The organism is Streptomyces sp. NBC_01451 (genome assembly GCF_036227485.1).
GTDB lineage: Bacteria > Actinomycetota > Actinomycetes > Streptomycetales > Streptomycetaceae > Streptomyces.
The window spans coordinates 2,683,044-2,707,894 of sequence record NZ_CP109479.1; the positions used below are offsets into that span (position 1 = coordinate 2,683,044).

At 71.0% G+C, this 24,851-nt stretch carries 13 protein-coding genes; 12 read left to right on the forward strand and 1 reads right to left on the reverse strand.

Annotated elements, in window-relative coordinates; translation table 11 throughout:
- The first annotated feature begins 140 nt into the window (after positions 1–140).
- The 8 genes from OG595_RS11355 (at position 141) to OG595_RS11390 (ending at position 14,824) form a co-directional block, all read left to right on the forward strand.
- A complete protein-coding gene (locus OG595_RS11355; RefSeq protein WP_329270684.1) occupies positions 141–2,066 on the forward strand; it encodes an ABC transporter ATP-binding protein in 1,926 nt (641 codons plus the stop codon).
- Positions 2,063–4,000, forward strand: a complete 1,938-nt coding sequence (locus tag OG595_RS11360) for an ABC transporter ATP-binding protein (protein WP_329270687.1) — start codon at positions 2,063–2,065, stop codon at positions 3,998–4,000. Before OG595_RS11355 ends, OG595_RS11360 begins: the two co-directional genes overlap by 4 nt.
- 72 nt (positions 4,001–4,072) lie before the next feature.
- Positions 4,073–5,860, forward strand: coding sequence for an ABC transporter ATP-binding protein (locus OG595_RS11365; RefSeq protein WP_329270688.1), 1,788 nt, complete (start codon positions 4,073–4,075; stop codon positions 5,858–5,860).
- Positions 5,857–7,644 (forward strand): ABC transporter ATP-binding protein, encoded by a 1,788-nt coding sequence (locus OG595_RS11370; protein WP_329270690.1) that lies wholly within the window; start codon positions 5,857–5,859, stop codon positions 7,642–7,644. The genes OG595_RS11365 and OG595_RS11370 overlap by 4 nt, the downstream gene beginning before the upstream one ends.
- A 236-nt stretch (positions 7,645–7,880) precedes the next feature.
- The gene (locus tag OG595_RS11375) at positions 7,881–9,959 is read left to right on the forward strand and encodes a M4 family metallopeptidase (RefSeq protein WP_329270692.1); all 2,079 of its coding nucleotides are present in this window, start codon (positions 7,881–7,883) and stop codon (positions 9,957–9,959) included.
- A 349-nt stretch (positions 9,960–10,308) separates the two neighbouring features.
- Positions 10,309–11,970 (forward strand): M4 family metallopeptidase, encoded by a 1,662-nt coding sequence (locus OG595_RS11380; protein WP_329270694.1) that lies wholly within the window; start codon positions 10,309–10,311, stop codon positions 11,968–11,970.
- 202 nt (positions 11,971–12,172) lie between these two features.
- Positions 12,173–12,685 (forward strand): DUF1990 domain-containing protein, encoded by a 513-nt coding sequence (locus OG595_RS11385; RefSeq protein WP_329270697.1) that lies wholly within the window; start codon positions 12,173–12,175, stop codon positions 12,683–12,685.
- A gap of 222 nt (positions 12,686–12,907) precedes the next feature.
- Positions 12,908–14,824: a protein kinase domain-containing protein gene (locus OG595_RS11390; protein WP_329270699.1), complete on the forward strand. Its 1,917-nt coding sequence runs from the start codon at positions 12,908–12,910 to the stop codon at positions 14,822–14,824.
- A 42-nt stretch (positions 14,825–14,866) separates the two neighbouring features.
- Here OG595_RS11390 and glgP read toward each other — a convergent pair whose 3' ends face one another.
- Entirely contained in the window at positions 14,867–17,527 is a 2,661-nt protein-coding gene (gene glgP / locus OG595_RS11395; protein ID WP_329270701.1) for an alpha-glucan family phosphorylase, read from the reverse strand.
- Between the two features lie 259 nt (positions 17,528–17,786).
- Here glgP and OG595_RS11400 point away from each other — a divergent pair, with 259 nt between their 5' ends.
- The 4 genes from OG595_RS11400 to OG595_RS11415 all read left to right on the forward strand — a co-directional run bounded on the left by OG595_RS11400 (position 17,787) and on the right by OG595_RS11415 (position 24,803).
- On the forward strand, positions 17,787–19,007 hold the full coding sequence (locus OG595_RS11400; RefSeq protein WP_329270702.1) for a S8 family peptidase: 1,221 nt from the start codon (positions 17,787–17,789) through the stop codon (positions 19,005–19,007).
- Positions 19,008–19,230: 223 nt separating this feature from the next.
- Positions 19,231–21,558 carry an alpha-1,4-glucan--maltose-1-phosphate maltosyltransferase gene (locus OG595_RS11405; RefSeq protein WP_329270705.1) on the forward strand — a complete coding sequence of 776 codons (2,328 nt, stop codon included), beginning with the start codon at positions 19,231–19,233 and terminating at the stop codon, positions 21,556–21,558.
- A complete protein-coding gene (gene treS / locus OG595_RS11410; protein WP_329270707.1) occupies positions 21,555–23,264 on the forward strand; it encodes a maltose alpha-D-glucosyltransferase in 1,710 nt (569 codons plus the stop codon). Before OG595_RS11405 ends, treS begins: the two co-directional genes overlap by 4 nt.
- A gap of 120 nt (positions 23,265–23,384) precedes the next feature.
- Positions 23,385–24,803 carry a maltokinase N-terminal cap-like domain-containing protein gene (locus OG595_RS11415; protein WP_329270708.1) on the forward strand — a complete coding sequence of 473 codons (1,419 nt, stop codon included), beginning with the start codon at positions 23,385–23,387 and terminating at the stop codon, positions 24,801–24,803.
- The last annotated feature ends 48 nt before the right edge of the window (positions 24,804–24,851 follow it).

Sequence of the window (24,851 nt, forward strand, 5' to 3'; positions counted from 1 at the left end):
ACGCGCTCGGACCGGCATCAGCCGATCGGTTGATGCGCGCGTACGACTTCTCGAACACGCAGGTCGTAGGACCTTCGGCCGACCGAGTTCGGGTCAAAACTCGGTAGGCACTGTCAGTGGTGGTTTGTAGGCTCGGATGGATGTCCACGACACGTGCAACCGCAAAGGGCCCGGAATCCCACGCCGGCCGTTCCGCCGTACGCACCCTGTTGCGCCTGTGGCCCTATGTGCGGCCGGTGCGGGCACGGCTGTTCACCGCCGCCTTCATCGCCGTGCTCGCCTCGTGCATGGGGCTGGTGATCCCGCTCGTCCTGAAGTGGATGGTGGACGGGCCGATCGCCGACCGTGACTCGCGCGGTGTGTGGCTCGGGGCGCTGTGGCTGCTGCTGCTCGGGGTCGGGGAGGCAGTGCTGTTCGGGCTGCGGCGGTGGCTGGTGGCCCGGCCGCTGGCCGGGGTCGAGGCGGCGATGCGGGCGAGCCTGTACCGGCGGCTCCAGCGGCTGCCGGTCGCCTTCCACGACCGGTGGCCGTCCGGTCAGCTGCTGTCCCGGGCGACGTCGGACCTGCAACTGCTGCGGATGTTCCTCGCCTTCCCGCTGACGTTCCTGTTCGTCAACGCGGTGACGATCCTGGCCGGCGTGACCATCATGCTGGTCCAGGACTGGTCGCTGGGGCTGGTGATCCTGGGGCCCGCCGTCCCCGTCCTGATCGTGTGCATCGTCTTCGAGCGGCGCTACCACCTCGTCGCCCGGCGCGCCCAGGACCAGGTGGGCGACCTGACGACGGTCGTCGAGGAGAGCGTGCTCGGCATCCGGATCATCAAGGGGTTCGGGCGGCACAGGAGTCAGGCGCGGGCGTTCCAGGAGCTGTCGCGGACGCTGCGCGGGACCGAACTGCACAAGGCCCGGCTGCTGTCGGCGATCTGGGCGGTGATCGTCACGCTGCCGGAGCTGGCGATCGGGGCGGCGCTCGTGCTGGGGACCGTGCAGGTCGCCGACGGCGATCTGTCGGCCGGGACACTGGTCGCCTTCCTGTCCACGGCCCTCGCCCTGCGCTGGCCCGTCGACTCCATCGGCTTCCTCCTCGCGATGAGCCAGGACGCGGCCACCGCGACGGAACGCTACTTCGAGGTGATGGACGAGGACCCGGAGGACGTGGGGGAGGTCGCTCCCGCGGACGCCCGCGCCCCGGCCCCCGCTTCGGCCTCGACCTCTGCCTCTGTCTCCGCCTCGGCCGCTGTCTCTGCGGCTTCCGCCGACGCCGACCGTGGGCTCCGCTTCCACGGTGTCTCGTTCCGGTATCCCGACGCCCCCGCCGGCTCCCCTCCCGTCCTCGACCGCGTCGACCTCCACATCCGGCCCGGCGAGTCCATGGCCCTCGTCGGCACGACCGGCAGCGGCAAGACCACGCTCACGGCGCTCGTCCCCCGGCTGCACGAGGTGACCTCGGGGCGCATCACCCTCGACGGACACGACATCTCCGCCCTGCCCAGGGAGGAGCTGCGCGAACTGGTGGCCGTCGCCTTCGAGGAACCCACCCTCTTCTCGGCGAGCGTCGGCGCCAACGTCCTCATGGGGGCCCAGGACTCCGCCGGCGAGGCCGAGCTGCACCACGCGCTGGCCGTGGCCCAGGCCGACTTCGTGCACTCGCTTCCGCAGGGCACGGACACCCAGGTCGGCGAGCAGGGACTCAGTCTGTCCGGCGGCCAGCGGCAGCGGCTCGCGCTGGCCCGGGCGGTCGTGGGCAGTCCCCGGTTCCTCGTCCTCGACGACCCGCTGTCCGCGCTGGACGTGCGCACGGAGGCCGCCATCGAGGCCGCGCTGCGCCGGGTCCTCGCCGACACCACGGCCCTGATCGTGGCGCACCGCCCGTCCACGGTCCTGCTCGCCGACCGCGTCGCCCTTCTGTCCGGCGGCCGGATCACCGCCGTGGGCACGCATCACGAACTCCTGCGGACGAACTCCGAGTACGCCTGGCTGATGGCCGGCGCGGACGAGGAGAGCGACCGCGGCGGCACCCCCCACGGCACCGACAGCACCGACAGCTTCGAGGAGGCCGCCCGATGACGGCGCCCACGACCACCGCGCCGACCCCCGACGACGAACAGCCCTCCGGGCCGGACGGCGGCCCGGCCTCCGGAACGGCCGCCGGACCGCACACCTCGCCGGACACCGCGGCCGCCCCCGCCGCCCCCCGGTCCCCCACCCCCGGCGACCCCTTCGACCAGGACGACCTGCCCACCCCCAAGGGCGCCACCGCGAGCCTGCTCCGGTCCCTCCTCGCCCCGATGAAGGGCCGGGTCGCCCTGACCGCCGTACTTCTGCTGCTTCAGCAGGCGGCCGTCCAGACGGGCCCGCTGCTCGTCGCGTACGCCATCGACCGTGCCGTTCCGGCCTTCCGCGACCACGACAACGGGCCGCTCGTCGCCGTCGCGGTCGGCTATCTGCTCTGCGCGCTGGCGTCGGGCGCGTTGCAGTACTGGTTCATCTCCGCCGCCGCTCGGGTCAGTCAGGACGCGCTGCTCGATCTGCGCGGGCGCATCTTCCGGCACGCGCAGGCGCTCAGCCTCGACTTCCACGAGCGCTACACCTCGGGCCGGCTGATCTCCCGTTCCACGGCTGACGTCGAGTCGCTGCGCGAGCTGCTGAACGACGGGCTCCAGGAACTCGTCACCATCGCGCTGTCGTTCGCCTACATCTCGGCCGTCCTGCTCTGGCTGGATCTGAGCCTCGGGGCGCTCGCCATCGCCTCGTTCGTGCCGCTGTACCTGCTGGTCCGGCTCTACCGGCGCCGGGCCGGCCGGGTGTACGCGCTGCGGTCCACCGCGATCGCCGCCGTCATCGTCAAGTTCGTGGAGACGATGAACGGCATCCGGCCGGTGCGCGCGTTCCGCCGCGAGGCCGCCAACGACATGGAGTTCGAGGGCCTCAACCGGGACCACGAGCGGAAGAACGGCGACGCGATCCTGGAGATGGCCCGTTACGTCGTCGGGTCCCGGGTCGTCGCCAACTCCGCTGTCGCGGCGATGGTGTTGTGGGGCGCCCACCGGGTCGCGGACGGCTCGCTCGAACTGGGTGTGCTGGCCGCCGCCGTGCTGTATCTGCGCCGGTTGTACGACCCCATCGACCGGCTCGGCATGTTCCTCAACTCGTACCAGTCGGCCACGGCCTCCCTGGAGAAGATCTCCGGGCTGCTGTCCCAGACGCCCTCCGTCCCGGAGCCGTCGGCTCCGCGGGAGCTGCCGGTACTGGAGTCGGAGCACCCGGGTCGCGAGGTCGTCTTCGACGGGGTCCGGTTCGCCTACCGCACCGGCGGCGAGGTGCTGCCCCGCTTCGACCTCACCCTCCCGGCCGGGCAGACCGTCGCGGTCGTCGGCTCGACCGGCGCCGGCAAGTCCACCCTGGCCAAGCTGCTCGCCCGCTTCTACGACCCCACCGAGGGAGATGTCCGCCTCGACGGCGTCGACCTGCGGGACCTGTCGGGCGCCGACCTGCGGCGCGGGGTCGTGATGGTGACGCAGGAGGCCTTCCTGTTCTCCGGGAGCGTCGCCGACAACATCGCCATCGGCGCCCCGGACGCCTCGCGCGAGGAGATCGAGCACGCGGCCAAGGCGATCGGCGCCCACGACTTCATCACCTCACTGCCCGAGGGCTACGACACGGACGTACGCAAGCGGGGTGGCCGTATCTCCGCCGGGCAGCGCCAACTGGTCGCGTTCGCAAGGGCGTTGCTCGCCGACCCGGCGGTGCTGATCCTCGACGAGGCGACCAGTTCGCTCGACATCCCGGGTGAACGGGCCGTGCAGCGCGCGATGTCGACGGTCCTGAGGGGGCGTACGGCCGTCGTGATCGCGCACCGGCTGTCGACCGTCGAGATCGCCGACCGGGTGCTGGTGATGGAGCACGGGCGGGTCGTCGAGGACGGCGCCCCGGCCGAACTCATCGGCGGTAAGGGCCGGTTCGCTGATCTGCACCGGGCCTGGCGGGACAGCCTGGTGTGAGTGCGTGGGTGCGTCCGCGAGCGGGCGCGCCGGTGCTTGTCTGCGGAGGACGGGACGGGGGACGGCAGAGAAATGATCGACGCGTACGAGGATCCCGGCACGCCCGACTCCCGCGGTCCCGCCCGCTATCTGCTGTGGCTGGTGCGGCAGCAGTGGCGGCGGTGTGCGGTCGGGGCGCTGCTGGCCAGCAGCTGGACGACGCTGATGGCGCTGTCGCCGTATCTGATGTCCCGGGCCGTCGACGAGGGTCTCGAACCGGGTGACCAGGCCGTGCTGGCGGGCTGGGCCGGTGGGATGCTCGCCGCCGGGACGTTCAGTGCGTGGCTGAGCATCATGCGGCACCGCACGATGACCCGGGTCCGGATGGACGCCAACTTCCGCACGGTGAAGGTCGTGGTCGGGCAGGCCGTGCGGCTCGGGGCGGCGCTGCCCCGGCAGGCCGGGGCCGGTGAGGTCGTCACGATCGGCGTCGGTGACGTGCAGACGATCGGCCAGTCGCTGACCTTCGTCGGGCCCGGCATCGGCGCGATGGTCTCCTACGGTGTGGTCGCCGGACTGCTGCTGGCGGTGTCACCGACGCTCGCCGCGGTGATCCTGCTCGGCGTGCCCGTTGTCGCCGTCCTCGTCGGGCCGTTGCTCGGCCGGCTCCAGGGGGTGGAGTCGTCGTACCGGGAGCGGCAGGGCGTCCTGACCGCCCGGATCGGGGACCTCTCGGGCGGGCTGCGCGTCCTCAACGGCCTTGGCGGCAAAGGGCTGTTCGCCGACGCCTTCCGCCGTGACTCGCGCCGCCTCCAGGAGCAGGGGTACCGGGTCGGGGCGGTGAGCAGCTGGATCCAGGCACTCGGGGTCGGGCTGCCGACGCTGTTCCTGGCCCTGGTGACCTGGCTCGCGGCCCGGCTGGCCGCCCAGGGGTCCATCAGCGTGGGCGAGTTGGTGTCGGTGTACGGCTATGTCGCCGTGCTGATCATGCCGGTGGCGTTCTTCATCGAGTGCGGTTTCCAGATCAGCCGCGCCCTGGTGGCCGCCCGAAGGGTCGTACGGTTCCTGGCACTTGAGCCCGACGACGACAGCGGCGGCCGGGGGCTGGACGCGCCCGCGTCGCCGTCCGCGCTGCACGACCCCGAGTCCGGGGTGACCGTCGTGCCGGGGCGGCTGACCGCGCTCGCCGGTGCCCGGCCCGCCGATGCCGCCGCCGTCGTCGACCGGCTCGGCCGGTTCACGCCGTCGGCGGCGACCTGGGGCGGCGTACGGCTCGACGAGGTCGCCCTCGCCCAGGTGCGCGCCCGCATCCTGGTCGCCGACAACGAGGCCGACCTGTTCGCCGGGACCCTGCGCGAACTGGTCTCCGGGCGCGGGGAGCCCGGCGAGGAGGCCGTCGCGCGGGCGGTGCGGGCCGCCGTCGCCGACGACATCGTCCTCGGGCTGCCGGAGGGGCTGGACTCGGCGATCGACGCACAGGGCCGCAACCTCTCGGGCGGGCAGCGGCAGCGGATACGGCTGGTGCGGGCGCTGCTCGCCGACCCCGAGGTGCTGCTGGCCGTGGAGCCGACCTCGGCGCTGGACGCGCACACCGAGGCCGCCGTCGCCGACCGGCTGCGCGCCGAGCGCGGCGAGCGCGCGGACCGTGCGACCGTCGTGGCGTCCACCTCGCCCCTGCTGCTGGACCGGGCGGACAACGTGTACTACCTGGTCGACGGCAGGGTGGCGGCCGTCGGCAGCCATCAGCGGCTGCTCGCGGAGGAACCGGGATACCGGGCCCTGGTGGCGCGCGACGCGGACGAGACGGACGAGGAAGAGAGCCCGGGAGACCTGGTGGCCGGCGAGGAAGGCCTGGAGAGCGTCGAGGAGCCCGCACGGTGAGTGCCCACCTGCCCGTCGCCACGGCGGCCGACGTCCGCCGGGCCGCCGTCCGGCTGATCCGCGCCGACGGCCGCGCCTTCACCGCGCTTCTGCTGCTGAACTCCGCTGCCGCCGGTGCCGGGCTCGTCGCGCCCTGGCTGCTCGGGCGGATCATCGACGAGGTGCGGGCGGGCGCCGGGGTCTCGGCCGTGGACCGGCTCGGGCTGGTGATCGTGGCGTGCGCGGTGGCCCAGTTGCTGCTGGCGCGCTGGGCGCGGTACGTCGGCTACCGGTTCGGGGAGCGGACGCTCGCCCGGGTGCGGGAGGAGTTCGTCGACCGGGCGCTCGCGCTGCCCGCGTCGGTGGTGGAGCGGGCCGGGACCGGTGATCTGACGGCCCGGGGGACGGCCGACGTCAGCACGGTCGGCACGACGTTGCGCGATGCCGGGCCGGACCTGCTCATCGCCTCGGTGCAGTGCGTGTTCATCGTCGGCGCCGTGTTCGCGCTCGATCCGCTGCTCGGTCTGGCCGCGGTGCTCGCGCAGACCGGCATCTGGTTCGCGCTGCGCTGGTATCTGCGCCGGGCACGCGACGCGTATCTCGCCGAGGGTTCCGCCAACTCCGAAGTGGCCGAAATTCTCTCGGCGACCGCCTCGGGGGCCCGCACCGTCGACGCGTTCGGGCTGGCGGAGCGGCGGGTCGCGGTGAGCCGGGAGGCACTGGACCACTCCCGGCGCAGGCGTCTGCACACGCTGTATCTGCGGACGGTGTTCTTTCCGCCGGTGGAGGTGTCGTACGTCCTTCCCGTGGTCGTCGTGCTGGTGGTGGGCGGCGCGCTGCACGGGCAGGGGGCGATCAGTCTGGGCGCGGTCGTGGCGGCGGCCCTGTATCTGCGGCAGTTGGAGGCGCCGCTCGACGAGGTGCTGACGTGGATGGAGCAACTGCAGTCCAGCAGCGCCTCGTTCGCGCGGGTGGAGGGGCTCGGGCGGGCGCCGAAGGGCGGGTCGCAGGCGTCGCCGGTGCCGGTGGACGACCGGATCGACGTGACGGGGGTGCGGTACGCGTACGACCGTGGGGGCGAGGTGCTGCGCGGGGTCGATCTGACGGTGCGGCCGGGTGAACGGCTCGCGGTGGTGGGGCCGTCGGGGGCGGGCAAGACGACGCTGTGCCGGCTGCTGGCGGGAGTCGACGAGCCGCGTTCGGGCACGGTGACCGTGGGCGGCGTACCGATCTCCTCGCTCGGGCCGGAGGAGCTGCGGCGGCAGGTCGTGCTCGTCACGCAGGAGCACCATGTCTTCCTGGGCACGGTCCGGGACAATCTGCTGATCGCCGAACCGGCCGCCACGGACGCCGAGTTGTGGGCGGCGCTGGCCGCTGTCGGCGCCGCCGGCTGGGTGCGCGAGCTGCCGGCCGGGCTGGACACCGGGCTGGGCCCCGACGGGGAGTCGACCGACGGTTCGCGGGCCCAGCAACTGGCCCTGGCCCGTGTGGTGCTGGCGGACCCGCACACGCTGATCCTGGACGAGGCGACGGCGTTGCTCGATCCGACGACCGCGCGGCACACGGAGCGCGCGCTGGCCGCCGTACTGGAGGGGCGGACGGTGATCGCGATCGCGCACCGGCTGCACACCGCGCACGACGCGGACCGGGTGGCCGTGATGGAGGACGGGCTGATCACCGAACTCGGCACGCACGAGGGGCTGGTGGCGGCGGGCGGGGCGTACTCGGCGCTGTGGCGGTCGTGGCACGGGGAGCAGCAGCCCGCTTCGGCGGAGAAGATCGATTCGTTGCAGAAGGTTGAATAGCCCGTATAGCGAACATGACCAACCGGACAACGAACCTTTTCCAGCCAACTTATTGACGCGGTCCTGACAGCGTACGGCCCTGCCTGCCACTCTTCCCACGGCACCTTCACAGCCACTCCACAGCAACAAGGCTGTGTTCGTCGTCGCGCATCCGCACGCACCTGTTCTGCCCCGGACGGACGACCACCGTTCGGTCCCCCCTGGCCGTTCGACCGGCGGCCAAGCAGAAGGAGTCAGTGTTGAGACGCCAGTCCCACAGACGCGCCCCCCACGCCACCCCCACCGAGTTCTCCCGCTCGACGCAGCGACGGGTCGCCACCGGCGCCCTCGTCGCGGTAACAGCCCTACTGGCAGCGGCAGTTCAGTCCGGTGCCGCCACCGCAGCCCCGGAGAAGGCACCGTCGGCCGCGGGCAGGGTCATACCGGGCGCCGAGTCCGTCAAGCTGTCCCCCGCCCAGCGCGCCGCGCTGCTGGCCGAGGCCAACGCCACCAAGGTGGACACGGCCAGGGAACTCGGCCTGGGCGCCAAGGAGAAGCTCGTCGTCCGTGACGTCCTCAAGGACGGCGACGGCACCGTGCACACACGGTACGAGCGCACGTACGACGGCCTCCCCGTCCTCGGCGGCGACCTGATCGTCGACACCGCCAAGTCGGGTGCCACGGAAGGCGTCGTGAAGGCGTCCCGCGCCACCATCAAGGTCGCGACGACGACGGCCTCGCTGCCCGTCGCGAAGGCGGAGCAGCAGGCGCTGACCGCCGCGAAGGCCGAGTCGAAGAGCCCCAAGCTCAGCAAGGAGCCCAGGAAGGTCGTCTGGGCCGGCTCCGGGACCCCGGTGCTCGCGTTCGAGACGGTCGTCGGCGGTCTCCAGCACGACGGCACCCCGAACGAGCTGCACGTCATCACCGACGCGGCCACCGGCAAGAAGCTCTTCGAATACCAGGGCGTCGAGACCGGCACCGGCAACACGGTGTACAGCGGCACGGTCGACCTCACCACCACGCAGTCGGGTTCGACGTACAACCTGACCGACGGCGCGCGCGGCGGCCACAAGACGTACAACCTGAACCGCGGCACCTCCGGCACCGGCACCCTCTTCTCGGGCGCCGACGACATCTGGGGCAACGGCCTCGCGTCCAACCTGGAGTCGGCCGGTGCCGACGCCCACTACGGCGCCGCGCTGACCTGGGACTACTACAAGAACGTCCAGGGCCGCTCGGGCATCAGGGGCGACGGCGTGGGCGCGTACTCGCGCGTCCACTACGGCAACGCGTACGTCAACGCCTTCTGGCAGGACAGCTGCTTCTGCATGACGTACGGCGACGGGTCGGGCAACACCAACCCGCTGACCTCCATCGACGTGGCCGGCCACGAGATGACCCACGGCGTCACCGCCAACACGGCCGGCCTCAACTACTCGGGCGAGTCCGGCGGCCTCAACGAGGCCACCTCGGACATCTTCGGCACCGCCGTCGAGTTCTACGCGAACAACTCCTCCGACGTCGGTGACTACCTCATCGGCGAAGAGATCAACATCAACGGCAACGGCACGCCGCTGCGTTACATGGACAAGCCGAGCAAGGACGGTTCGTCCAAGGACAGCTGGTACTCGGGCATCGGGTCGGTCGACGTGCACTACTCGTCGGGTCCCGCGAACCACTTCTTCTACCTCCTCTCCGAGGGCAGCGGCGCCAAGACCATCAACGGCGTCAGCTACAACTCGGCCACCTCGGACGGGCTCCCGGTGACCGGCATCGGCCGGGACAAGGCGGAGAAGATCTGGTTCCGCGCGCTCACCACGAAGTTCACGACGACCACCAACTACGCGGCGGCCCGCACCGGCACCCTCGCGGCGGCCGGTGAGCTGTACGGCACGACGAGCGCCGAGTACACGGCCGTGCAGAACGCGTGGGCCGGGGTCAGCGTCGGTACGCGTCCGGGCGGCGGTGGCGGCGGTACCGGCACCTCCTTCGAGTCCACGACCGTCGTATCGATTCCGGACAACGGTGCCGCCGTGACCTCGTCGCTCGCGGTCACCGGCATCACCGGCAACGCGCCGGCCAACCTGGTGGTCACGCCGAACATCACGCACACCTGGCGCGGCGACCTCGTCGTCGACCTGGTGGCACCGGACGGCTCGGTCTACAACCTGAAGCCGTTCAGCTCCTCGGACTCGGCGGACAACGTGACCGAGGCGTACACGGTCAACGCTTCCTCCGAGGTCGCCAACGGGACCTGGGTGTTGAGGGTCCAGGACAAGGCGGCCCAGGACACCGGCAGGATCAACGGCTGGAAGATCACCTTCCCGTCGGCCTGAACACACAGCGGTTGAGGGCCCGTTCGCGCGGCGTTCAGGACCCGTTACCGGCAGGGCGCCGCCCCGGTGGATCAACTCACCGGGGCGGCGCCGCCTTTACCGCCCCCGTACTGCGCTTTTGTTGGCACACTGCCCGGCCTTTGTTGTCGCTTTACCAAGATCGCGCCGTGTTACATACATGAAACGTTCACCGGACAGTCGATTTTCAGCCAACATCACTTTGGGGTCCTGACATGTACAGGGCGCCAATGTCACTCTTCCACCGCACGCCGCAGCAGCACTCCAACTCCACAACCACCTCCGGCCGATCACCCCAAGACCGCCCGGAGCCCCCACAAAAGGAGTCCGTGTGACCCCCCTCTACGCGCGTCACAACCGCACCACCCTGGCCATCGCCACCGCTGTCGCCGCCGGAGCCCTCATCACCACCGGCCTGACCACCGGCGCCTCCGCGCAGAGCGAGCCGGCCGGCGCCAAGGCCAAGGTCTCCGCCGTCCCGGTGACGCTGTCCCCCGCCGCTCGCACGGCCCTCATCAAGGAAGCCGCCGCCGAAGCCCCGGCGACCGCCGACGAGATAGGCCTCGGCGCGAAGGAGAAGCTCGTCGTCCGTGACGTCGTCAAGGACGCCGACGGCACGCTGCACACCCGCTACGAGCGCACCTACGCGGGCCTGCCGGTCCTCGGCGGCGACCTCGTCGTGCACGAGAACGCGGCCGGCGTGACCAAGGGTGTGACCAGAGCGCACAACGCGGCCATCAAGGTCGCCGACCTCACCCCCGAGGTCACCACGGCCGTCGCCGAGAAGCAGGCCGTCACGCTCGCCAAGAAGGCCGGCTCCACCAAGTCGGAGGCGTCCAACGCCCCCCGCAAGGTGATCTGGGCGGCCTCGGGCACCCCGACCCTCGCCTACGAGACCGTCGTCGGCGGCCTCCAGGAGGACGGCACCCCGAACGAGCTGCACGTCATCACCGACGCGGCCACCGGCAAGAAGCTGTACGAGTACCAGGGCATCGAGACCGGCACCGGCAAGAGCCTGTACTCGGGCACGGTCTCCCTGAGCACGACGCTGTCGGGCTCGACGTACCAGCTGACCGACGGCACCCGCGGCGGCCACAAGACGTACAACAAGGCGCACGCCACCACCACGTCCGCCGGCACCCTGTTCACCGACGCCGACGACACCTGGGGCACCGGCGCCGCCTCCAGCTCGACCACCGACCAGACCGCGGCCGTCGACGCCGCGTACGGCGCGCAGAAGACGTGGGACTTCTACAAGGACACGTTCGGCCGCTCCGGCATCAAGAACAACGGTGTCGCCGCGTACTCCCGCGTCCACTACGGCAACGCGTACGTCAACGCGTTCTGGGACGACAGCTGCTTCTGCATGACGTACGGCGACGGCGAGGGCAACGTCAACCCGCTGACCTCGCTGGACGTGGCCGGGCACGAGATGACCCACGGCGTCACCGCCAACACGGCGGGCCTCAACTACTCGGGCGAGTCCGGTGGCCTGAACGAGGCGACGTCCGACATCTTCGGCACGGCCGTCGAGTTCTACGCGGCGAACTCCTCCGACGTCGGTGACTACCTCATCGGCGAGAAGATCGACATCAACGGCGACGGCTCGCCGCTGCGTTACATGGACCAGCCGAGCAAGGACGGCGGCTCGGCCAACTACTGGTCGTCCACGGTCAAGAACCTCGACGTCCACTACTCGTCGGGTCCCGCGAACCACTTCTTCTACCTTCTCTCCGAGGGCAGCGGTTCGAAGACGATCAACGGGGTCAGCTACAACTCCCCGACCTACAACAGCTCCACGATCACGGGTATCGGTCGCGCCAAGGCCGTCCAGATCTGGTACAAGGCGCTGACCACCTACATGACGTCGACGACCAACTACAAGGGCGCCCGCACGGCGACCCTGTCGGCGGCCTCGGCCCTGTACGGCGCCAGCAGCACGGAGTACGCGGCGGTCAACGCGGCCTGGGCCGCGGTCAACGTCACCGCCTGACGAGTGCCACGGGCCGCTCGGCACGAGCGGCAGGTGAGCAGGTGAGCAGGTGAGCAGGTAAGCAGGTAAGCAGGTAAGCAGGTGAACGGCGGGGCGGTACCCGGAACGAAGGCATTTCCGGGGACCGCCCCGTCGTACGTGTGTCCGCGTCCCGCACCCCGCCGCACAGCCGCTCGCACCCCCCGCCCTACCCTTGGGTCCCATGTCCTTCACGTACGCGGACGTCGGCGCGACCCGCGAGCGCGGCTTCCGTTGTCCGCCCGGCTTCCGCCCCATGCATGTGCGCACCCGCCTCGGTGAGGGCGAGGCGGTCTTCCGACGCGCGGCCGAGGCCGTCCTCACCTGGGAGATGCACCGCGCGATGGGCGTGGGCATCGACACCACCTCGGAACGGGCGGCCCCCGACGTGGATGTGACCGTCACTCTCGCCGGGGTGATAAAGGCCCCCTGCCGCGTGGTGTGGACAGTGGAGGAGTACCGCCGCGCCGGCTGGGCGTACGGCACCCTGGCCGGTCACCCGGAGTGCGGCGAGGAGTCGTTCGTCGTGGACCGCACGGGCGACGGCACCGTGTGGCTGACGATAAGCGCGTTCAGCCGCCCCGCGAAGTGGTACGCCAAGGCGGGCGGGCCAGCGACGCGGGGATTCCAGCATGCCTATGCACGGCGGTGCGGGGCGACACTGCGGCGGCTGTGCGAGGGCTACGAGGAAGCCTGACGCGGACCGGCCGCCGACCGGCACGGACTCACCCGGTTCGGGGCGGGCTGAGCCGGACCGGCCGCTGCGCGAATTCCTGGCCACGGAACCGGCCCAACTCCCCGTTTCGCACAGGCGTGCTGCGCTAATCTCTCGATCACACGTGCCACCCGAGAGACCAGGGCCCTCATGCCACCCCAACAGCGCAGCCGCACCGAAGAGTTGGCCTATGCGGCAGCCGGTATGGAACCACCCCCCGTGGTCCCGCTGCGCAGGAACGATCCGAGGCAGGCCGGCCCGTACCGGCTGGAGTCGCTGCTCGGCACCGGCGGCATGGGCCGCGTTTATCTGGGCCGGGACACCACCGGCGGCACGGGACCGGCCGCCGTGAAGGTGATCCGGCCCGAGTACGCGGAGGACCCCCTCTTCCGAAAGCGTTTCGAGCGCGAGGTCGGCGCGCTGGACAGCGTCCGGGGCGCGCACATCGTGCGGCTGCTGGGCAGCGGCTGCGAGGAGGACCTGGTCTGGGTCGCCACCGAGTACATACCGGGGCCCACCCTCGCCGACGTCGTCAACGCGCGCGGGCCGATCGCCCCGGCGGCGGCCTGGCGGCTGCTGGCCGACGTGGGGCGCGCGATCGAGGCCATCTGGCAGGCGGGGCTCGTCCACCGCGACCTCAAGCCGTCCAACGTGATCCTGGGCGCCGACGGTGCCCGCGTCATCGACTTCGGCGTCGTCCAGGCCCCCGACGGCACGGCGATCACCGCCACGGGCCAGAACGTCGGAACGCCCGCCTACATGTCCCCGGAACAGGCGAGGGGCCGCGAGGTGACCGCCGCCTCCGACGTCTTCTCGCTGGCCTCGACGCTGACGTACGCCGTCACGGGGCACGCGCCGTTCGGTGAGGGAACGGGCGTCGACGTTCTCTTCGGAGTGGCCTTCGAGCCACCCCGCGAGGAGATCCTCGACCAGGTGGAGACCGTCGACGCGGAACTGGCCGCGTTCATCCGCACCTGCCTGGACAAGGATCCGGAACGGCGCCCGCTGCCGGAGACGGTGTTCAGGACGGCCATCGGGCACCAGATGTCGGCGACACCGTCGCAGTCGCCCACGAGCAGGCCCGGGCCGAAAGTCCTTCCCGAAGCGCCGCCCCGGGCCGCCGAACCCGCCCTGCCCGCCGCACCCGCCACACCGGCAGGGAGCGGAAATCGCAGGAGGATGACGGCAGTCGCCGTCGCCGCGGCAGTCCTCCTGGCCGCCGGAGGCGTCGCCCTGGCACTCCTGGAACAGGACGACGACCGGACACCGGCCGCCGCCGCTCCCGACACCGGTGCCGGTACGTCGGCTGCCGCGTCGCCGGAGACGTCCCCGCCCGCGACGGGAACCGCGTCCGCCACCCCTCGCAACGCGGTTGTGCCGACCCCCTCGAAGCCGGTCGACCCAACACCGCGGCAGGATTCGAGCCCGACGACCGTCCAGAACCCCGCGACGCTGGACCTCCGGTCCGCCGCGTGCGCCGCCGAGCTCGGGTCGGGCTCCGCAGGCGACTGCGTCGAGGCACTGCAACTCCTCCTCGGCGGCCACGGTCTGTACGTCACGGTGGACGGCCGGTTCGGGCCGGAGACCCTCGCGGCGGTGAAGGCCTTCCAGACGGAGGCCGGGACCACCGTGGACGGCAGGGTCGGCGCCCAGACCAAGGAAGCCCTGTACGCCACGGCTCGCGGCCCGGTCCGCACCGGTTCCCTGACGGTTGTCGAGAACAACGGCGCCCTGGTCGCCAGATGCCTCGATGCCCGCGACAGCCCGACCGTCGGGGTGTGGACCTGCAAGGGCACGTCCACCCAGAAGTGGGCCCTGTACCGCGTGCCAGGTCCGGCCGCCACATACCTCGTCGTCGACCAGGGCACCCACCGCTGCCTGGACGCCGACGCGGGCACCAGCTCCGCGAACGGCCAGAAGATCGGCGCCAGGGTCTGCGACGGCCTGAGCGCCCAGCACTGGCGGCTCGGCGACGCCGGTGAGAACGACGGGCAGACACTCGTCAGCATCCCGAACGGCTACTGCCTGGACGCGGAGGCCGCCACCTCGGGCCAGGAGGGCCGGGCGGTGCAGGGATGGAGCTGCGCGGGCAACAGCAACCAGGCGTGGAGCTGGTCCTGACGCACCGTCATCCCGTCAGGACCAGCCGACCAGGTCCGGCGGTCACCGCATCAGAACACCGGCCCCCTCCCCCAGTTCCTCCGAGGGCACCGCCACCAGCCCCATCTCCGCGCTGGACGCCAGCAGCCGGTGCGCCGGCAGGATCCGCACCGTGTACCCGTAGGGCCCCGTCCGATGCAGCGACAAGGGCCCCTCGTACGTCCAGCACCCTTCCGGGTCCGGGCCGCCGACCGCCTTCAGCGGCACCGTCGTCGCGTCGGTGATGCTGTCCTGCGAGTCGACCCGCCCCGAGACCGCCTGGACCTCGACGTCGTCCGGGGACAGTTCACCGAGTGCCACCCGCACCCGGAGCGAGAGCGTGCTCCCCAGTTCCGCCGTCAACGCGGGGGCGGTCGCCGCCGAGGTCTCGACGTGGTCGACCGTCACCGTGTGCCAGGCGGAGCGGACCCGGGACTTCCAGGCCGCCAACTCCCTTGCCGTGTCCGGGGTCATGGTGCGGTGGGCGCGGGCCGCGGGAGCGTACAGGCGCTCCACGTACTCGCGGACCATACGGCCGGCCAGGACCTTCGGGCCCAGGTGGGTCAGGGTCTCGCGGACCATCTCGATCCAGCGGTCGGGCAGACCCGTCTCGCCGTGCTCGTAGAAGCGCGGGGTGACGCGCTGCTCCAGCAGGTCGTACAGGGCGGCGGCCTCGACGTCGTCCCGGTGGTCGGGGTCGGTGCCCGCGACGCCGTCCGCCGTCGGGATGGCCCAGCCGAATTCGGGCCGGAACCACTCGTCCCACCAGCCGTCCAGGACCGAGAGGTTGAGGCAGCCGTTCAGCGCCGCCTTCATCCCGCTCGTGCCGCACGCCTCCAGGGGGCGCAGGGGGTTGTTGAGCCAGATGTCGCAGCCCGGGTAGAGCTTCTGCGCCATCGCCATGCCGTAGTCCGGGAGGAACACGATGCGGTGGCGGACGCGCGGGTCGTCCGCGAAGCGCACCAGCTCCTGGATCAGCCGCTTGCCGCCGTCGTCCGCCGGGTGCGCCTTGCCCGCGATCACGATCTGGATCGGCCGCTCGGGGTGCAGGAGCAGATCCAGCAGCCGGTCGCGGTCGCGCAGCATCAGGGTCAGGCGTTTGTACGAGGGGACACGGCGGGCGAATCCGATGGTCAGGACGTCCGGGTCGAGCACCCCGTCGATCCAGCCCAACTCCGCGCTGCCCGCGCCGCGTTGACGCCAGGAGGCCCGCAGTCGCTCCCGTACCTCCACGACCAGCTGCTCACGCAGGGAACGTCGTAGCTCCCAGATGTCCTGGTCGGCGATGTCCGCGACCGCGTCCCACCGGTCCGAGCCGCCGACCGTCAGCGCTTCCTCGGTGCGCTCCGCGCCGATCTGGCGGGCACCGAGCCGGAACACCTCCGGCGCGACCCAGGTGGGCGCGTGCACACCGTTGGTGACCGAGGTGATCGGGACTTCGGCAGGGTCGAAGCCCGGCCACAGCCCCGCGAACATCTCCCGGCTCACCTGGCCGTGGAGGAGGGACACCCCGTTCGCCTGGCGGCCCAGCCGCAGGCCCATCACCGCCATGTTGAAGAGGTTCGGCTCGCCACCGGGGTAGGTCTCCATGCCCAAACCCAGTACACGTTCCACGTCGATGCGCGGGAGTTCGGCGTCGGAGCCGAAGTGGCGGGCGACCAGTTCGCGGTCGAAGCGGTCGATGCCTGCGGGGACGGGTGTGTGCGTGGTGAAGACCGTCCCCGCGCGGACCGTCTCCAGACCCGCGTCGAAGTCCAGCCCCTCGTCGCAGAGTTCGGCGATCCGCTCCAGGCCGAGGAAGCCCGCGTGGCCCTCGTTGGTGTGGAACACCTCGGGGGCGGGGTGGCCGGTGAGACGGCAGTACGTCCGGACCGCGCGCACTCCTCCTATCCCGAGCAGCATCTCCTGGAGCAGCCGGTGCTCGCTGCCGCCCCCGTAGAGCCGGTCGGTGACGCCCCGCTCGCCGAGGTCGTTCTCCTCCACGTCCGAGTCGAGGAGGAGAAGAGGCACGCGGCCCACCTGGGCCAGCCAGATCCGGGCCCGCAACTGCCGGCCGCCGGGCAGGGCCAGGGCGACCTGGGCCGGGGAGCCGTCGGGTTCCTTGAGGAGGGCGACGGGGAGTTCGTTGGGGTCGAGGACCGGATACTGCTCCTGCTGCCAGCCGTCCCGGGAGAGCGACTGGCGGAAGTAGCCGTGCCGGTAGAGGAGTCCGACGCCGATCAGCGGTACGCCGAGGTCGCTGGCCGATTTCAGATGGTCCCCGGCGAGGATGCCGAGGCCGCCGGAGTACTGCGGCAGGGCGGCCGTGATCCCGAACTCGGGTGAGAAGTAGGCGACGGCTGCGGGCAGTTCACCCCCATGGCCCTGCCCCTGGCCCTGATTCTGGGTCTGCGCCTGGTACCAGCGGCTGCCGGTCACGTAGTCGTGGAGGTCGTCGGCGGCCTCGGTGAGGCGGCGCAGGAAGCGGTGGTCCTCGGCGAGCTCGGTGAGCCGCTCGGGCGAGAGGCTGCCGAGGAGCCGTACGGGGTCGCACTCCGAGTCGGTCCAGCGCTCGGGGTCGACGGACTGGAAGAGCTCGCGTGTCTCCGCATGCCAGGACCAGCGCAGGTTGCGGGCCAGATCGCTGAGCGGCCGGAGGGGCTCGGGGAGAACGGGACGGACGGTGAACCGACGGATCGCCTTCACATGCCACCTCGGTGGTCGTGCGTGATGTCAAACCTGTACGTACCGGGACGCACGGCCGTGTGCGTCCCGTCATCATCCCCTTGACGGTATCGGTGAGGGAGCGCGGGAACCATGGCGCGTCCGGCGGGCCCCCCGTCAGGGCCGACTGCCGATATGGCCGATTCCACCCCCGTAGGCCACCTTGTGACACTTCTCCCCGCACGAGAGGCTGCCCAGAAGGCCGCCCGGTGTCGGCGGCCGAGGAGGGGGAACTCCAGGCATGAAACGGACGCGTACCAGACGTCTGCGCTGGACTGCGGGCCTGACCACGGTGACCGTGCTTTCGGCGCTTTCGGTGCTTTCGGCCACCGCACCAGCGCAGGCCGCCCCGGAGGGGCGCATAGCCGGCGCCGGTGAACCCGGCACCGTCGACGGAAGTTACCTGGTGACACTCAAGGGAGGTACGACCGCTTCGTCGGCGGACGGCAGGAGTCTCGCCGCGAAGTACGGAGCGAAAATAAGCCACACCTACAGCACCGTCCTGAACGGCTACGCCATTCGGGCCAACGAGAAACAGGCCAGGCGCCTCGCGGCGGACTCCCGCGTCGCCTCGGTCGCCCAGGACAGCCGGATCACCTCCGACGGTGCCTCCTCACGCGGCCGGCAGATCCCGCCGTCCTGGGGGCTGGACCGGATCGACCAGGCCGACCTGCCGCTCGACGGCGGCTACACCTGGCCGCGGTCGGCGGGCTCGGGCGTCACGGTGTACGTGATCGACACCGGCATCCGTATCTCGCACAAGGACTTCGGCGGCCGGGCGAGCTACGGCTGGGACTTCGTCGACGACGACAGATGGGCCGGCGACGGAAACGGCCACGGCACGCATGTCGCGGCGACGATCGCCGGCACGGCCCTCGGTGTGGCGAAGAAGGCCAGGGTCGTCTCCGTACGCGTCCTCGACGACGCGGGCGGCGGCACGACGGCGCAGGTCATCGCGGGTATCGACTGGGTGACGAAGCACGCGAGGAAGCCCGCCGTCGCCAATGTGAGCCTCGGCGGCTACCGCAACACCCAGCTGGACACGGCCGTACGGAACTCGATCGCGTCCGGGGTGACCTACACGGTCGCCGCCGGGAACGCCGACGAGCCGGCGGACGCGTACTCTCCGGCCGGCGTCAAGTCGGCGATCACGGTCGGCGCGACCGGGCCGACGGACGCCCGGGCCGCCTTCTCGAACTGGGGTTCGGCGCTCGACCTGTTCGCCCCGGGTGTCTCGATCACCTCGGCGTCGTATGCCAGCGACACCGGCCGGGTGACCTATTCGGGCACATCGATGGCGGCGCCGCACGTGGCGGGCGCGGCGGCCCTCTACTTGGCGGAACGACCGAAATCCAGTCCGGCGCAGGTTTCCAAGGCACTGACGGCTCTGGCGACGTCCGGGAAAGTCTCCGACAAGAAGGCCGGTTCACCGAACAAACTCCTGCGAACACCGCTCTCCTAGAAGCACTGTGCCGTTGTCGGCCCCGTCCACCGGACGGGGCCGACGTCGTTCGCCGACCTGGCTGATCCTGGGTACGGACATACGCGCGAGTAGTTGGCAAAGTGCCGGATTGCCTACCCGAATAGGGTGGGAAGGCTCCCCCGGTACACGACTGGGGTACACCACGCAGGACACCCTCCCCACATCCATCCGCCCACCCACGTTGACGCGGACAGGAGCGGTAATGCCCGCCACGCACCACTCGTCACCACCCCCGACACCCACCTCCGGCACTCCCCCGATACGCCCGACGGACACCGCCGTCCCACCGGTCACCCCGGAGACACCCTCTCCGGCCCCGGAGACCCCGCGCGCCGCCCGGTCCACCGCCCCGGAGGCCTCCGCCTCCGCCGCCCGGCCCCCGACCCCGGAGCAACCCTCCGACCCGGGTCCGCCGACCCCCGGCACACGCTCCGCCAAGGACCGGCCGACCCCGGGCACACCCTTCGCCACGGACAAACCGGCCCGGGCCACGGCCACCGCCCCGGCCCCCCAGGGCGGTCCGCCCCGCCCCACCGCCACAGGCACCGCGGTCGGCCGTATCCCCGTCCTGGATGTCCGGCCCCTCGTCACGGGCGGGCGCCGGCCGGCGAAGGCGGTGGTCGGCGAGACCTTCCAGGTCACCGCGACGGTCTTCCGCGAGGGCCATGACGCGGTCGCCGCCAACGTCGTGCTCCGCGACCCGAAGGGCCGCCCCGGCCGCTGGACGCCGATGCGTGAGCTGGCTCCGGGCACCGACCGCTGGGGCGCCACCGTCGAGGCCGACGCGCCCGGTGACTGGACGTACACCGTGGAGGCGTGGGGCGACCCGATCACTACCTGGCGGCATCACGCCGGCATCAAGATCCCGGCCGGGATCGACACGGAACTGGTACTGGAGGAAGGCGCGCAGCTCTACGAGCGTGCCGCGGCCGGCGTACCGAAGAACAAGGGCAAACGGGACGTGCTCCTGGCCGCCGCCGAGGCCCTCCGGGACGTCGGACGCCCGGCGCCGGCCCGTCTGTCGGCTGCCCTCACCCCGGCGGTGGACAAGGTGCTGCGCCGGTATCCGCTGCGTGAGCTGGTCACGTCGAGTGAGCCGCTGGCGCTGGTGGTGGAGCGGGAGCGGGCGCTGTACGGGGCGTGGTACGAGTTCTTCCCTCGTTCGGAGGGGACACCGGAGCAGCCGCACGGGACGTTCCGGACGGCGGCACGGCGGTTGCCGGCGATCGCCGGGATGGGTTTCGACGTCCTCTACCTGCCCCCGATCCATCCGATCGGGCACACCTTCCGCAAGGGTCCCAACAACACGCTGTCGGCGTCCGCGCAGGATGTGGGGGTGCCGTGGGCGATCGGTTCCGAGGCGGGCGGACACGACGCCGTGCACCCGGATCTGGGGACGCTGGAGGACTTCGACTTCTTCGTCGCTGAGGCGGCCCGGCACGGGCTGGAGGTGGCGCTGGACTTCGCGTTGCAGTGCTCGCCGGACCATCCGTGGGTGCAGAAGTATCCGCAGTGGTTCCATCACCGGCCCGACGGGACGATCGCGTACGCGGAGAACCCGCCGAAGAAGTACCAGGACATCTATCCCATCGCCTTCGACGCCGACCTGCCGGGTCTGGTCGCGGAGACGGTGCGGGTGCTGCGGCACTGGATGGCGCACGGGGTGCGGATCTTCCGGGTCGACAACCCGCACACCAAGCCGGTGGTCTTCTGGGAGCAGGCGATCGCGGAGATCAACGGCACCGACCCGGACGTGATCTTCCTGGCGGAGGCGTTCACCCGGCCGGCGATGATGCACACGCTGGCCCAGGTCGGCTTCCAGCAGTCGTACACCTACTTCACCTGGCGTACGAGCAAGGCGGAGCTCACCGAGTACCTGACCGAACTGTCGGGTGAGGCGGCGGCGTACATGCGGCCGAATTTCTTCGTCAACACCCCCGACATCCTGCACGCGTATCTTCAGCAGGGCGGCCGTCCGGCGTTCGAGGCGCGTGCCGTGCTGGCCGCGACGCTCTCGCCCACCTGGGGCGTCTACAGCGGCTACGAACTGTGCGAGAACGCCCCCCTGCGCGAGGGCAGCGAAGAATACCTGGACTCCGAGAAATACCAACTGCGTACCCGTGATTGGGAGTCGGCGGAACGTGACGGACGTAGCATCGCGCCATTGATCGGCACGCTCAACGCGATCCGGCGGCGCAGCCCGGCCCTGCGGCAACTGCGCGACCTCCACTTCCACGAGGCGGACCAGGAGGCGGTGATCGTCTACTCGAAACGCCGGGGATCGAACACGGTTCTGGTGGTCGTGAACCTCGATCCGCACCACACCCAGGAGGCGACGGTCTCGTTGGACATGCCGCAACTCGGCCTGGACTGGCACGAGTCCTTGCCGGTGCGCGACGAGCTCACCGGTGAGACCTACCAATGGGGCAGGACGAACTACGTGCGCCTGGAACCGGGTACGCGCCCCGCGCACATCCTGACCGTCCTGCGACCGTCCACCCCGCAGATCGGAGGGTCACCCACAACATGATCGTCAACGAGCCTGTCCCGGACACCTTCGAGGACACTCCCGCCAAGGACCGGGACCCCGAGTGGTTCAAACGCGCCGTCTTCTACGAGGTCCTCGTCCGTTCCTTCCAGGACAGCAACGGCGACGGAATCGGCGACCTCAAGGGCCTCACCGCCAAACTGGACTACCTCCAGTGGCTCGGCATCGACTGCCTCTGGCTGCCCCCCTTCTTCAAGTCACCCCTGCGTGACGGCGGCTACGACGTCTCCGACTACACCGCCGTCCTCCCCGAGTTCGGGGACCTGGCCGACTTCGTCGAGTTCGTCGACGCCGCCCACCAGCGGGGCATGCGCGTCATCATCGACTTCGTCATGAACCACACCAGCGACCAGCACCCGTGGTTCCAGGAGTCGAGGAACGACCCCGAAGGCCCCTACGGCGACTACTACGTGTGGGCGAAGAAGGACGACCAGTACCAGGACGCCCGCATCATCTTCGTCGACACGGAGGCCTCCAACTGGACCTTCGACCCGGTCCGCAAGGAGTACTACTGGCACCGCTTCTTCTCCCACCAGCCGGACCTCAACTACGAGAACCCGGCCGTGCAGGAGGAGATCATCTCCGCGCTGCGGTTCTGGCTGGACCTGGGCATCGACGGCTTCCGGCTCGACGCGGTCCCGTACCTCTACCAGGCCGAGGGCACCAACTGCGAGAACCTCCCGGCCACGCACGACTTCCTCAAGCACGTGCGCAAGGAGATCGACGCCCACTACCCGGACACGGTGCTGCTGGCGGAGGCGAACCAGTGGCCCGAGGACGTCGTCGACTACTTCGGCGACTACGGCAGCGGCGGCGACGAATGCCACATGGCGTTCCACTTCCCCGTCATGCCCCGCATCTTCATGGCCGTCCGCCGCGAATCGCGCTACCCGGTCTCGGAGATCCTCGCCAAGACCCCCGCGATCCCCTCGAACTGCCAGTGGGGCATCTTCCTGCGCAACCACGACGAGCTGACCCTGGAAATGGTCACCGACGAGGAACGCGACTACATGTGGGCCGAATACGCGAAAGACCCGCGTATGCGCGCCAACATCGGCATCCGCCGCCGCCTGGCCCCGCTCCTGGACAACGACCGCAACCAGATCGAGCTGTTCACCGCCCTGCTGCTGTCCCTCCCGGGCTCGCCGATCCTCTACTACGGCGACGAGATCGGCATGGGCGACAACATCTGGCTCGGCGACCGCGACGCCGTCCGCACCCCCATGCAGTGGACCCCCGACCGCAACGCCGGCTTCTCCTCCAGCGACCCCGGCCGCCTCTTCCTGCCCACGATCATGGACCCCGTCTACGGGTACCAGGTCACCAACGTCGAAGCGTCCATGTCGTCCCCGTCCTCGCTCCTGCACTGGACCCGGCGCATGATCGAGATCCGCAAGCAGAACCCCGCCTTCGGTCTCGGCTCCTACACCGAGCTTCCGTCCTCCAACCCCGCCGTGATCGCCTTCCTGCGCGAACACAAGGACGACCTCGTCCTGTGCGTCCACAACTTCTCCCGCTTCGCCCAGCCCACCGAACTCGACCTACGGGCGTTCAGCGGCGCACACCCCGTCGAGCTGATCGGCGGAGTCCGCTTCCCCGCCATCGGCGAACTCCCCTACCTCCTCACCCTGGCCGGCCACGGCTTCTACTGGTTCCGACTGCGGAAGGACGCGAAGGACGCCGGGTAGAACCTGGTTTTACCTGCACGTACGTGGTCGTATGTGCGGAACCCCGGCGGGCCGGTTTCTCCCGTCCCGCCCGGGGCACGCAACAGTCACACCCCGCCCCTGGGGAAAGGACGCGCCGCCATGTCGGAAGCCATCACCCGCTCCGCCACGACAAGTCCCGGCCTCCTCACGTCCCTGGAACCACTGCTGCGCGAATGGCTGCCGAGACAGCGCTGGTTCGCGGGCAAAGGACGTCCGGTCACCGGCTTCTCCCTGGTGGCGGCCACCGAACTGCTGCCGGTCACCACCCAGCTCGGCCTGTACCACCTCCTCGTACGCGCCCGTCAGCCCGCGCTTCAGGGCCCCGGAGACTGCTACCAGCTCCTCATAGGCACGCGCGAGGCGCTGCCGCCCCGGCTGGCGCCCGCGCTGATCGGGCACGTGGACCAGGGCCCGCTGGCCGGACGCACGGTGTACGACGCCCTGTACGACGCCCGGCCGGCCGCAGTGCTCCTGGAGGCGATGCGGACCCGGGCCCGGATCGGCGCGCTGCGCTTCGACCGGGACGGTGACGACAGCGGGGGCGAGGGCGGGATACCGGCGGGACTGGTGGCCCGGATGGTGACCGCGGAGCAGTCCAACTCGTCGATCGTCTATGGCGATACGTTCATTCTGAAGCTGCTCCGCCGGGTCATGCCGGGCGTCAACCCGGACCTGGAACTCCCGCTGGCGCTGGCCCGCGAGGGCTGCCCCCGGGTACCGGCCCCGGTGGCGTGGATACACACCGACACCGCCGGGACGACCGACCCCGACGCGAAGCCGAACGCCGAGGACAGCTACGTACTCGGTGTCCTCCAGCCCTTCGTACGGGGTGCCACCGACGGCTGGGAGCTGGCGTTGCGCGAGCTGGCCAAGGGCGAGGACTTCAGCGCGGAGGCCCGGGCGCTCGGGCGGGCGACCGCCGAGGTGCACCTGGCGCTCGCCCGTGCCCTGCCCACCGTGACCCTGGGCCACGCGCAGCTGCGCCCGCTGATCGACGGCATGACCGACCGCCTGGACGCGGCGGTCCAGGCCGTACCTGCCCTCCACCCGTACGCGCCCGGCCTGCGCTCGGCGTACGAGGCGCTGTCCGATCTCGCGGCCGAGGGCCAGACCTGGACGGCCCAGCGCATCCACGGGGATCTGCACCTCGGGCAGTGCCTGCGTTCGCCGTCCGGGGAGTGGTCGCTGATCGACTTCGAGGGCGAGCCGTCCAAGCCACTCGCGGAACGGCGGCTGCCGCAGCCTCCGGCCCGGGACATCGCGGGCATGCTCCGCTCCTTCGACTACGCGGCCCACTCGCTCCACCCCCGGCCGCCCGGCTGGGCGGCGGTGTGCAGGGCGGCGTACTGCGCCGGATACGCGGAGGTCGCCGGCCGGGACCCGCGTACCGATCCCGTCCTGCTGCGGGCGTACGAGACGGACAAGGCGGTGTACGAGGTGGTGTACGAGGCACGGCACCGCCCGGACTGGCTTCCGGTACCGATGTCGGCGGTACAGCGCCTGGCCGCACCCGGCTGACCTCCCGCGGCAACCCGCCCGCGGCACCTCCCCCACCCTGACTCACCT

Excerpts from the sequence above, each read along its gene's own strand:
- OG595_RS11355 (WP_329270684.1), top strand. The coding sequence starts at position 141 with ATGTCCACGACACGTGCAACCGCAAAGGGCCCGGAATCCCACGCCGGC.
- OG595_RS11360 (WP_329270687.1), top strand. The coding sequence starts at position 2,063 with ATGACGGCGCCCACGACCACCGCGCCGACCCCCGACGACGAACAGCCC.
- OG595_RS11365 (WP_329270688.1), top strand. The coding sequence starts at position 4,073 with ATGATCGACGCGTACGAGGATCCCGGCACGCCCGACTCCCGCGGTCCC.
- OG595_RS11385 (WP_329270697.1), top strand. The coding sequence starts at position 12,173 with ATGTCCTTCACGTACGCGGACGTCGGCGCGACCCGCGAGCGCGGCTTC.
- OG595_RS11390 (WP_329270699.1), top strand. The coding sequence starts at position 12,908 with ATGGAACCACCCCCCGTGGTCCCGCTGCGCAGGAACGATCCGAGGCAG.
- OG595_RS11400 (WP_329270702.1), top strand. The coding sequence starts at position 17,787 with ATGAAACGGACGCGTACCAGACGTCTGCGCTGGACTGCGGGCCTGACC.
- OG595_RS11405 (WP_329270705.1), top strand. The coding sequence starts at position 19,231 with ATGCCCGCCACGCACCACTCGTCACCACCCCCGACACCCACCTCCGGC.
- treS (WP_329270707.1), top strand. The coding sequence starts at position 21,555 with ATGATCGTCAACGAGCCTGTCCCGGACACCTTCGAGGACACTCCCGCC.
- OG595_RS11415 (WP_329270708.1), top strand. The coding sequence starts at position 23,385 with ATGTCGGAAGCCATCACCCGCTCCGCCACGACAAGTCCCGGCCTCCTC.